Here is a 10,587-nt window from a genome sequence, read left to right as displayed (position 1 = left end):
ACCCACAACACCCCCGCCGCCCACCCCACCCTCGACGACATCCACGGCCCGGTGATCCGCCCCGGCGAACCCGATTACGCCGAAGAAGTCACCGGCTTCAACCTGGCCGCCCTGCACACCCCCGACGTGGTCGTCGGCGCCACCCGCGCCGAGGACATCGTCACCGCCCTGCGCTGGGCCTCGGCCACCCATACCCCCGTCACCGTCCAGGCCACCGGCCACGGCGCCAACTTCCCCATAGAGAACGGCCTGTTGATCAACACCGCCCGCATGAACGGCGTACGCGTCGACGAGAACACCCGCACCGCGAGGATCGACGCCGGCGCCAAGTGGCGGGACGTCCTGGCCGCCGCCACCCCCCACGGCCTCGCCACCCTCAACGGCTCCTCCACCGACGCCGGCGTCGTCGGCTACACCCTCGGCGGCGGTCTCCCGGTCCTCGGCCGGACCTACGGCTACGCCGCCGACAAGGTCCGCTCCTTCGAAGTGGCCACCCCCGACGGCACCCTCCACCACACCGACCCCGACACGGAACCCGACCTCTTCTGGGCCCTGCGCGGCGGCAAGGGCAACGTGGGCGTGGTGACCTCACTGGTCACCGAGCTCCTCCCGCTGTCCCGCGTCCTCGGCGGCGGCATCTACTGCGCGGGCGAGGACGCCGAGGCCCTGCTGACCACCTGGGCGCCCTGGACCCAGGACATCCCGCCGGAGATGAACAGCACGTTCAGCATCCTGCGCCTGCCGCCCTTCCCGGAGATCCCCGAACCCTTCCGGGGCGGCTTCTGGGCCAGGGTCTGCCTCGCCTGGACCGGCGACCCGTCAGCGGGCCAGGACCTGCTCGCCCCGCTCCGCGAGGCCGCACCGGTCGTGATCGACACGGTGGAGGAGATGGACTACGCGGCGGTGGACCGCATCTACCTGGACCCCCAGGACCCGCTGCCGGCCCGCGAGTCCTGCACCCTGCTGCGCGAGCTGACACCGCAGGCGATCGACACGTTCCTGGACCAGGTGGGTCCGGCGGCCGGCGTCGCGGACTTCCCGCTGCTGATGGTGGAGATCCGCCACATGGGCGCGGCGCTCTCCCGCCCCGCCGCCGTGGCGGACGCGGTCTGCGCCCGGGACGCCGAGTACCTCCTGGAGGCGGTGGGCGTCCTGGCCGCACCGCCGATGGCCGAGGCCGTCGAACGCGCCACGACCGCCCTCAACACCTCGATGGCCGCGTACGGCACCGGCCGCACCATGGTCAACCTGCACGGCACCCCGGGCGACGAGACGGACCGCGCCCGGGCCTGGACCCCCGAGGTCTACGAACGTCTGCGCCGCACGAAGTCGGCGTACGACCCGGAGAACCTCCTGCGCTACGGCCACACGGTGACCCCGGCAGCCTGAACCAGGCCGCCGCGGTCACCGGAACGGGACCGTCAGGTCGTCGACCGCCGCCGCCTGGCCCCGGGCCGCCGCTCGCTCGGCCGCGTCACGGGATCGCCGGCCTCGACCGCCGCCGCCCGCCGCTTCAGCCCGAAGTCGGCGAGGGCCTCGGCCAGCTTGTGGACGGACGGCTCGGGAGCCATCACGTCCACCCGCAGCCCGTGCTCCTCGGCCGTCTTGGCCGTGGCGGGACCGATACAGGCGATCACGGTGACGTTGTGCGGCTTCCCGGCGATGCCGACGAGGTTGCGCACGGTGGAGGACGACGTGAAGAGCACGGCGTCGAACCCGCCCCCCTTGATCGCCTCCCGGGTCTCCGCGGGCGGCGGCGAGGCGCGCACGGTCCGGTAGGCGGTGACGTCGTCGACCTCCCACCCGAGCTCGATGAGCCCGGCGACCAGCGTCTCGGTGGCGATGTCGGCACGCGGCAGGAACACCCGGTCGATCGGGTCGAAGACGGGGTCGTACGGCGGCCAGTCCTCGAGCAGGCCGGCGGCCGACTGCTCACCGCTCGGCACCAGGTCCGGCTTCACACCGAAGGCGATCAGCGCCTTGGCGGTCTGCTCGCCCACCGCCGCGACCTTGATCCCGGCGAAGGCCCGGGCGTCGAGCCCGTACTCCTCGAACTTCTCCCGTACGGCCTTGACGGCGTTGACCGAGGTGAACGCGATCCACTCGTAGCGCCCGGTGACGAGCCCCTTGACCGCGCGCTCCATCTGCTGGGGCGTCCGCGGCGGCTCGACCGCGATGGTCGGCACCTCGTGCGGCACGGCCCCGTAGGACCTGAGCTGGTCGGAGAGCGAGGCCGCCTGCTCCTTCGTGCGCGGCACGAGAACCTTCCAGCCGAACAGCGGCTTGTTCTCGAACCACGAGAGCTGGTCGCGCTGCGCGGCGGCCGAGCGCTCACCGACCACGACTATCACCGGCCGCCCGCCCTCGGGCGAGGGCAGCACCTTGGCCTGCTTGAGCGTCTGGGCGATGGTGCCCAGGGTGGCCGTCCAGGTCCGCTGGCGCGTGGTCGTACCGGCGACGGTGACGGTCATCGGGGTGTCGGGCTTGCGCCCGGCCGCGACCAGCTCACCGGCGGCGGCGCCCACGGAGTCCAGGGTCGTCGACACGACCACGGTCCCGTCCGACACCCCCACCTCCGTCCAGCACCGGTCGGAGGCCGTGCGCGCGTCCACGAACCGCACGTCCGCGCCCTGGGCGTCCCGCAGCGGAACGCCGGCGTACGCGGGCACGCCGACGGCCGCGGCCACACCGGGCACGACCTCGAAGGGCACGCCCGCGCGGGCGCAGGCCAGCATCTCCTCGGCGGCGTACGCGTCGAGCCCGGGGTCCCCGGACACCGCACGCACGACCCGCCTGCCGCCCCGCGCGGCCTCCATGACAAGATGTGCCGCATCCCGTACAGCGGGGACGGGAGCGGTTGTTGACGTGCCGTCAACGACTGTCAGTTGGGGTGCGCCCGTGCCCGGACCCGAGGGCAACTCGGTGTCCGTGTCCACGACGGCGACGCCCGACCGAGCGTGGACGCGTACGACGTCGAGCACCTCGTGCCCGGCGACGAGGACGTCCGCGTTCGTGAGCGCCTCGACGGCGCGCAGGGTCAGCAGTCCCGGATCTCCGGGTCCGGCACCGAGGAAGGTGACGTGCCCGCGTTCGGGACCGACGGGAAGGGTGGTGGGGCTCACTGTGCTCGCTCCCCCATCAGACCGGCCGCGCCCTGGGCAAGCATGTCGGCCGCGAGTTCACGGCCGAGCGCCATTGCCTGGTCGTGCGACTCGGGCACGGGACCGGTGGTGGACAACTGCACCATGCGCGAGCCGTCGGTGGTGCCGACGACGCCCCGCAGGCGCATTTCCTTGACAATCTGCCCGTCGGCCAGAAGGTCGGCCAGCGCGCCCACGGGGGCGGAGCAGCCGGCCTCCAGGGCGGCGAGCAGTGACCGCTCGGCGGTCACGGCGACCCGCGTGAACGGGTCGTCGAGCTCGCCGAGCGCCGCGATCAGGTCCGCGTTGTCCGCGGTGCACTCGATCGCGAGTGCTCCCTGGCCGGGAGCGGGCAAAACCGTGTCGACCGAGAGGAAATCGGTCACTTCGTCGATACGGCCGATGCGCTGCAACCCAGCGGCTGCCAGCACCACCGCATCCAGCTCACCTTCGCGCACGAACCGCATCCGGGTGTCGATGTTCCCCCGGATCGCAACCGTCTCGATATCAAGTCCGTGCGCGCGGGCGTACGCGTTGAGCTGTGCGGTGCGCCGGGGCGAACCGGTACCGATGCGGGCACCCCGGGGCAGGTCGGTGAGCTTCAGGGCGTCCCGGGCGACGATGACGTCCCGCGGGTCCTCGCGCTCGGGGAGCGCGGCCAGCGCCAGCTCGTCCGGCTGCCCGGTCGGCAGGTCCTTCAGCGAGTGCACCGCGAAGTCGACCTCGCCCTTGAGCAGCGCCTCGCGCAGCGCGGTCACGAACACACCCGTGCCGCCGATCTGCGCGAGCGCCTCCCTGGACACATCGCCGTACGTGGTGATCTCGACGAGCTCGACGGGCCGTCCGGTCACCTGGCTCACGGCTTCCGCCACCCGCCCGGACTGGGCCATGGCGAGTCTGCTCCGCCTGGTCCCGAGCCGTAGCGCCTTGGTACTCATGACGAGCCTCGGTCTTTCTCATCGGTGGTGCTGTCCTCGGCGCGGGAGACGGCGGCCACCGTCTCGGGGTCGAGGTCGAACAGGGTCCGCAGCGCGTCCGCGTACCCGGCACCGCCGGGCTCGGCCGCGAGCTGCTTGACCCGTACGGTCGGCGCGTGCAGCAGCTTGTCGACCACGCGCCGCACGGTCTGCGTGATCTCCCCGCGCTGCTTGTCGTCCAGGCCGGGCAGCCGCCCGTCGAGCCGCGCGATCTCGCTCGCGACGACATCGGCGGCCATGGTGCGCAGCGCGACGACGGTGGGCGTGATGTGCGCGGCCCTGAGCGCCGCCCCGAAGGCGGCCACCTCGTCCGCGACGATACGACGGACCTGGTCGACGTCGGCCGCCATGGGAGCGTCGGCCGAAGCCTCGGCGAGCGACTCGATGTCGACGAGCCGGACCCCGGCCAGCCGGTGCACGGCGGCGTCGATGTCCCGGGGCATGGCGAGGTCGAGCAGGAAGAGCGAGGGGGTCGGCCGGGGGATCTCGGCGACGGGCTCGGGCCTGCGCCGCTCGGGCACCCGCCCGATGACGGCGGCGGTGGCGGCGAGCGCGGCGATGACGTCGGCCTCCCCGACGGGGTCGACCAGCGCGACGGCCCCCTGCGGCCGGGGCGCGTTGTCCACCCAGGCGGCATGCTGCTCCAGCTCGGAAGCGGCCATCCCGGCGACGGCGGCTTCCCCGAGTACGGAGAAACCAGGGGTGGCCTGAAGGGGGGCCAGGTCAAGGGGACAGTTTTCTTCGGTTCCGTGTTCCGCGGGCAGTCGTGCCGCTTGGGCGGCTCCCGACCCAAAGCGGGAAAGCCCCCCGCCGACGCCGGGCTGCGTGTCCAACCCCCGCCCAGCAGCAACAGCCTCAGCAGTCAGAACCAGCCCCGTGGCCCCCGTACAGGACACCACGACATCGGCACGTGTCAGCTCGTCCGACACCGAGTCCATCGGTACCGCACGGGCGACCACGTCCCCGGCGTCATTGAGGATCTCCGCGAGCCGCTCGGCCCGCTCGGCGGTCCGGTTGGCGATCACGATCTCCGCGACGCCCACCCGCGCCAGCGTCGCCGCCGCCAGCGAGGACATCGACCCGGCCCCGATGACCAGCGCCTTCTTGCCCCGCGCCCAGTCCGGCACGTCCGCACCGAGCGCGAGCTGCTCCAGCCCGAACGTCACCAGCGACTGCCCGGCCCGGTCGATCCCGGTCTCGGAGTGGGCCCGCTTGCCGACCCGCAGCGCCTGCTGGAACAGGTCGTTCAGCAACCGCCCGGCGGTGTGCAGCTCCTGCGCCCGGGCGAGGGAGTCCTTGATCTGCCCGAGGATCTGCCCCTCTCCCACGACCATGGAGTCGAGCCCGCAGGCCACGGAGAAGAGGTGGTGGACGGCGCGGTCCTCGTAGTGCACGTAGAGATAGGGAGTGAGCTCGTCGAGCCCCACCCCGCTGTGCTGGGCCAGCAGCGTCGACAGCTCGGCGACACCCGCGTGGAACTTGTCCACGTCGGCGTACAGCTCGATCCGGTTGCAGGTCGCGAGCACCGCGGCCTCCGTGGCCGGCTCCGCGGCGACGGTGTCCTGGAGCAACTTCACCTGCGCATCGGCATGCAGCGCCGCCCGCTCCAGCACGCTGACCGGAGCGCTGCGGTGGCTCAGCCCGACGACGAGGAGACTCATGCCGGCATCACGGCGGGTACGTCCCCGTCGGGCCCCTTGTCGGCGGCGGCGGAACCGTCGCGGCCTGCGGCGACCGGTCCGGCGCCGTCGGACGCGGCGGCCTCCTCACCGGCCTTGCGCTGCTCGTGGAAGGCGAGGATCTGCAGCTCGATGGAGAGGTCGACCTTGCGCACGTCGACGCCGTCCGGCACGGACAGCACGGTCGGCGCGAAGTTCAGGATGGAGGTGACCCCGGCGGCCACGAGCCGGTCGCAGACGGGCTGGGCGGCACCGGCGGGGGTGGCGATGACACCGATGGACACGCCGTTGTCCTCGATGATCTTTTCCAGGTCGTCCGAGTGCTGCACGGGAATGCCCGCGACGGGCTTTCCGGCCATCGCGGGATCGGCGTCGATCAGCGCGGCGACCCTGAATCCACGGGACGCGAAGCCGCCGTAGTTGGCGAGAGCGGCACCGAGGTTGCCGATACCGACGATCACAACCGGCCAGTCCTGGGTCAGGCCGAGTTCGCGGGAGATCTGGTAGACGAGATACTCGACGTCGTAGCCCACACCGCGGGTTCCGTAGGAGCCCAGGTAGGAGAAGTCCTTGCGCAGCTTCGCAGAGTTGACCCCCGCGGCGGCCGCGAGCTCCTCGGAGGAGACCGTGGGCACCGAGCGCTCCGACAGTGCGGTCAGCGCGCGGAGGTACAGCGGAAGCCGGGCGACGGTGGCCTCGGGAATCCCTCGGCTACGGGTCGCCGGTCGGTGAGTTCGGCCAGTTGCCACGGTGCTCCTGCGGGTAGAGCGGGGCTGTGGGCGGTCACACGTCCCCGGACCGCCCCGTCGAAAGCAGGCTATGTCTTTGTGAACGCGTGCACAAAGATGGTGTCCGATTTGCCCGGCCAACGTGACCGGGGTCACGCGCGTCTCTCTCGGAGGCAAAACCGCACACTTCCCTCATCAATCCCGCCCCCAAGACCACTTCGCCATCGATCCTAAGCGACCGACCGGCCCGGCCGGACTAGTCCGTCAGGGCCTTGCGGAGGCGTTCCTCGTCCACCCGCCAGAAGGTGTGCTGCTCGCCGTCGACGAGCACGACGGGGATCTGTTCCCAGTACTGGTCGTGGAGTTGGGGGTCCTGGTCGATGTCCTTGCGCTCCCAGGAAACCCCGAGATCTCCACACACCTTCTCGATCACGAGCTGTGCGTCATCGCACAGATGGCACCCGGGCTTGCGGATCAGCGTGACGAGCCGGTCCCCGGGGGCCACGGCCTGCTTTCGGCGGAAGATGGGACTCATACAGGCCATTGTCCCGCGCGTCGCAGCGGGCCGGACCGCCTGCTTAACGGCACAGTCCCGGAGTGTTCACACCCTCCAAACCTCTCGACTCCGGAACCACCGAACAAACTGGCTATGCTCACGCCATGGCCGCTCTCGGATGGCTCACTCCTCGTAGGCGCTCCGCCACGGCGCGCAGCGTGTTGGCAGGCGAGGCCTCGGCGGAGGCAGCGCGCAAGTCCTCCCAGGAGGTCGCGGAGACCCCTGGTGCGGGACCGGAGGCGCAGTTCCCGGTTCTGGGCGACGAGAAGGCCGCCGCCTTCTTCGACCTGGACAACACGGTGATGCAGGGCGCGTCCCTCTTCCACTTCGGCCGCGGCCTGTACAAACGGAAGTTCTTCGAGACCCGCGATCTGGCCCGTTTCGCCTGGCAGCAGGCCTGGTTCCGGCTGGCCGGCTCCGAGGACCCCGAACACATGCAGGAGGCCCGGGACTCGGCGCTCTCCATCGTCAAGGGCCACCGCGTCGCCGAGCTCCAGTCGATCGGCGAGGAGATCTACGACGAGTACATGGCCGAGCGCATCTGGCCGGGCACGCGCGCACTGGCGCAGGCACACCTGGACGCCGGCCAGAAGGTGTGGTTGGTCACGGCGGCTCCCGTGGAGATCGCCCAGGTGATCGCCCGCCGCCTCGGGCTCACCGGCGCGCTGGGCACGGTGGCGGAGTCGGTGGACGGCGTCTACACCGGCAAGCTGGTCGGCGAGCCCCTGCACGGCCCCGCGAAGGCGGAGGCGGTCCGGGCCCTGGCGGCGGCCGAAGGACTCGACCTGTCACGCTGCGCGGCCTACAGCGACAGCCACAACGACATCCCGATGCTCTCCCTGGTGGGGCACCCCTACGCGATCAACCCGGACACCAAGCTCCGCAAGCACGCCCGTCAACTGGACTGGCGGCTGCGCGACTACCGCACCGGCCGCAAGGCGGCGAAGGTCGGCATCCCGGCGGCCGCGGGCGTGGGAGCGGTGGCGGGCGGCACGGCCGCGGCGATCGCCCTGCACAAGCGCCGCCGGTAACCGGGCGAACGCACCAATCCACGGGTTTTGTACGCGTAACTCCGTGTGCAGGCACATTGGCTGCACACGGCCACAACACGCCCTGTTCCCTGACAGAGTGCGACCGTTTTCGATCAACAACCGGTCACTCTGTGGCACTTGAACGGCTCCCAATCGGTTACAGAAGCGACGTAATCGATGAATAGAGCAACTGGGTGTAGCAGCGCCTGCACTAAGCGTTATTCTCCTCAGACGCAATCCGGTACCCCTCCGTCGCTACGACGGGTGAACGGTCCCGCACTGCACGTGATGGAAGCTCTGCCTCTGGGAGTCCCGTGTACCCACACGTCGGGGTTGACGCCTCGGGCCTGGCTACGCTGCGCGCAACGGTCCTCGACCTGTTGCGCGGCTTCGTCCCCACCGCGTACGCCGTCCCCGCCCTCGCCGTAGCCGCGGCACCGATCGGCCCGTGCTACGCACTGGCCGACGGCTCCGCGGCCGTCGGCAGACGAGGGCGTTCGACCGGTGCCGCACCGGCCCGCCGTCCGGCCGCGGACAGCGACAGCGCCCGCATGATGGACCTGGTCGAACGCGCCCAGGCCGGCGAGGCCGACGCCTTCGGCCGCCTGTACGACCAGTACAGCGACACGGTGTACCGGTACATCTACTACCGGGTGGGAGGCAAGGCCACCGCCGAGGACCTGACGAGCGAGACGTTCCTGCGCGCACTCAGAAGGATCGGCACCTTCACCTGGCAGGGCCGCGACTTCGGCGCCTGGCTGGTCACCATCGCGCGCAACCTCGTCGCCGACCACTTCAAGTCGAGCCGGTTCCGGCTCGAGGTCACCACCGGCGAGATGCTCGACGCCAACGAGGTCGAGCGTTCGCCCGAGGACTCCGTCCTGGAGTCCCTCTCCAACGCCGCGCTGCTGGACGCCGTCCGCCGGCTGAACCCGCAGCAGCAGGAGTGCGTGACCCTCCGCTTCCTCCAGGGCCTCTCGGTCGCCGAGACCGCCCGGGTGATGGGCAAGAACGAGGGCGCCATCAAGACCCTCCAGTACCGGGCCGTCCGCACCCTGGCCCGGCTCCTCCCGGACGACGCCCGCTGAGAGCGCACACCGGGTAATCATCAACTCGCTGTCGGTGAAAGTCCGTTGACTCCCCGATCCGATCATCCGCAGTCCGTAACCCAAGTGCCGCGCCACTCGTTGTGCGGGATGCAGGCTCCCTGTGGTCACCCCCTGGCCGGCTCCGATCACCCGATCGTGGGCTTGTGCTCAGGGTGTGCAACCCTCAGGACCCCCTGGGGAGTCGACCGTCATGACGAGAGGAGGTGCCGCCAGTGATCGCGAACGTATCGGCGCACCGGCGGGCGAACGCCTTCGCCCAGGCCCTGGAGGAGCTGTCCGACCGGGAACCGGCGGCCGAGCAGTCCGAAGGACAGGCGTCGGCCGCCGCGGAACACCCTGATCCGGGCCGTCTTCTGGCCCTCGCGGAGTGTCTCGGCGAGCTGCCCAGGCCTGAGCTGGACCCCGAGGTCAAGGTGGTCCAGCGAGCCCAGCTCGTGGCCGCGATGGAGGCCATGCTGCTGGAGGGCGACGGGGCGGAACCCGCGGTCCCCGAGCAGCGCTCCCATCGGGCCAAGGGCACCCACCGGGCGAGTCCGCTGGGAAAGCTGCGTCCGCGTTCCCGGCTCACCAAGGGCCTGGCCGCGGGCGGCCTGAGCGTCGGAGTCGCCGCCGGAGCGTTCGGCGGGGTGGCCGCGGCCAGTTCGGACGCCCTGCCCGGGGACTCGCTGTACGGCCTCAAACGCGGCATCGAGGACTTCAAGCTCACCTACCTGTCCGACGGGGACGACGAGCGCGGTGTCGCCTACCTCGACCAGGCCTCCACCCGGCTGAACGAGGCCCGTCGCCTGATGGAGCGCGGCCGGGGCGGCCACCTCGACCACGAGTCCCTGGGCGAGATCCGCCGCGCCCTGTCCGGCATGCGGCACGACGCCTCCGAGGGCCACCGGCTGCTGCACGCGGCGTACGAGCGCGACCCGAACTCCCTGGGCCCCATCCAGGCCCTCGCCGGTTTCTCGCGCTCGCACCGCGAGGCCTGGGGCGCGCTCCGCGACCGGCTGCCCGTCCAGCTCGGCGACGTCAGCGACCAGGTGTCCGAGGTCTTCGACGCCATAGACGAAGAGGTCGCACCGCTCCAGTCCCTGCTGCCCGAGCCCCCGGCCCAGGGCGGCGGCACCGGCGGTCAACGGCAGGACGGCTCCGGCTCGGCGTCCTCGGACACCTCCACCGGCTCCGGCCGCTCGACGGACCCCAGCACCGGCGGCTCCGCCGAGAAACGCGGCGACAGCAGCCCCAGCAAGTCCGCCCCCTCCGGCAGCGAGGACGACGGACTGCTCGGCGGCGACACCGGCGGCCTCCTCGACCCGCCGAAGGACACCGGCACCACCACGCCGACGTCCCCGGCCCCCTCCGCCGACCCGGACGTCACC

General features: G+C 71.5%; 9 protein-coding genes. 4 read left to right on the top strand and 5 right to left on the bottom strand.

The features are described 5' to 3' along the window. On the top strand, window positions 1-1,389 hold a 1,389-nt coding region (locus tag AOJ26_RS14350; RefSeq protein ID WP_053848653.1), incomplete at its 5' end, for an FAD-binding oxidoreductase. Window positions 1,390-1,421: 32 nt separating this feature from the next. Here the strand turns inward: AOJ26_RS14350 and AOJ26_RS14345 are convergent. The 5 genes from AOJ26_RS14345 to AOJ26_RS14325 all read right to left on the bottom strand — a co-directional run bounded on the left by AOJ26_RS14345 (window position 1,422) and on the right by AOJ26_RS14325 (window position 7,059). Beyond that, a complete protein-coding gene (locus AOJ26_RS14345) occupies window positions 1,422-3,122 on the bottom strand; it encodes a uroporphyrinogen-III synthase (RefSeq protein WP_053848652.1) in 1,701 nt (566 codons plus the stop codon). Beyond that, window positions 3,119-4,078: a hydroxymethylbilane synthase gene (hemC, locus tag AOJ26_RS14340; protein WP_078959887.1), complete on the bottom strand. Its 960-nt coding sequence runs from the start codon at window positions 4,076-4,078 to the stop codon at window positions 3,119-3,121. Before hemC ends, AOJ26_RS14345 begins: the two co-directional genes overlap by 4 nt. Beyond that, a complete protein-coding gene (locus tag AOJ26_RS14335) occupies window positions 4,075-5,778 on the bottom strand; it encodes a glutamyl-tRNA reductase (protein ID WP_053848650.1) in 1,704 nt (567 codons plus the stop codon). The genes hemC and AOJ26_RS14335 overlap by 4 nt, the downstream gene beginning before the upstream one ends. Continuing rightward, window positions 5,775-6,545, bottom strand: coding sequence for a redox-sensing transcriptional repressor Rex (locus AOJ26_RS14330; RefSeq protein ID WP_053848649.1), 771 nt, complete (start codon window positions 6,543-6,545; stop codon window positions 5,775-5,777). Before AOJ26_RS14330 ends, AOJ26_RS14335 begins: the two co-directional genes overlap by 4 nt. 235 nt (window positions 6,546-6,780) lie before the next feature. Then, window positions 6,781-7,059: a glutaredoxin family protein gene (locus AOJ26_RS14325; protein WP_053848648.1), complete on the bottom strand. Its 279-nt coding sequence runs from the start codon at window positions 7,057-7,059 to the stop codon at window positions 6,781-6,783. Window positions 7,060-7,184: 125 nt separating this feature from the next. Between AOJ26_RS14325 and AOJ26_RS14320 the strand changes: the two genes are divergently transcribed. The 3 genes from AOJ26_RS14320 to AOJ26_RS14310 form a co-directional block, all read left to right on the top strand. Continuing rightward, a complete protein-coding gene (locus AOJ26_RS14320) occupies window positions 7,185-8,111 on the top strand; it encodes an HAD family hydrolase (protein WP_053848647.1) in 927 nt (308 codons plus the stop codon). Between the two features lie 314 nt (window positions 8,112-8,425). Beyond that, window positions 8,426-9,199, top strand: coding sequence for an ECF subfamily RNA polymerase sigma factor, BldN family (locus AOJ26_RS14315; RefSeq protein ID WP_020120729.1), 774 nt, complete (start codon window positions 8,426-8,428; stop codon window positions 9,197-9,199). 233 nt (window positions 9,200-9,432) lie between these two features. Next, window positions 9,433-10,587 (top strand): DUF5667 domain-containing protein (locus AOJ26_RS14310; protein ID WP_053848646.1); only part of this gene is annotated, 1,155 nt, incomplete at its 3' end.

The sequence above is a fragment of the Streptomyces sp. NRRL B-24085 genome (genome assembly GCF_001282115.1).
In the GTDB taxonomy this organism is placed as follows: Bacteria; Actinomycetota; Actinomycetes; order Streptomycetales; family Streptomycetaceae; genus Streptomyces.
This window is presented reverse-complemented; position numbering and strand designations above follow the sequence as displayed.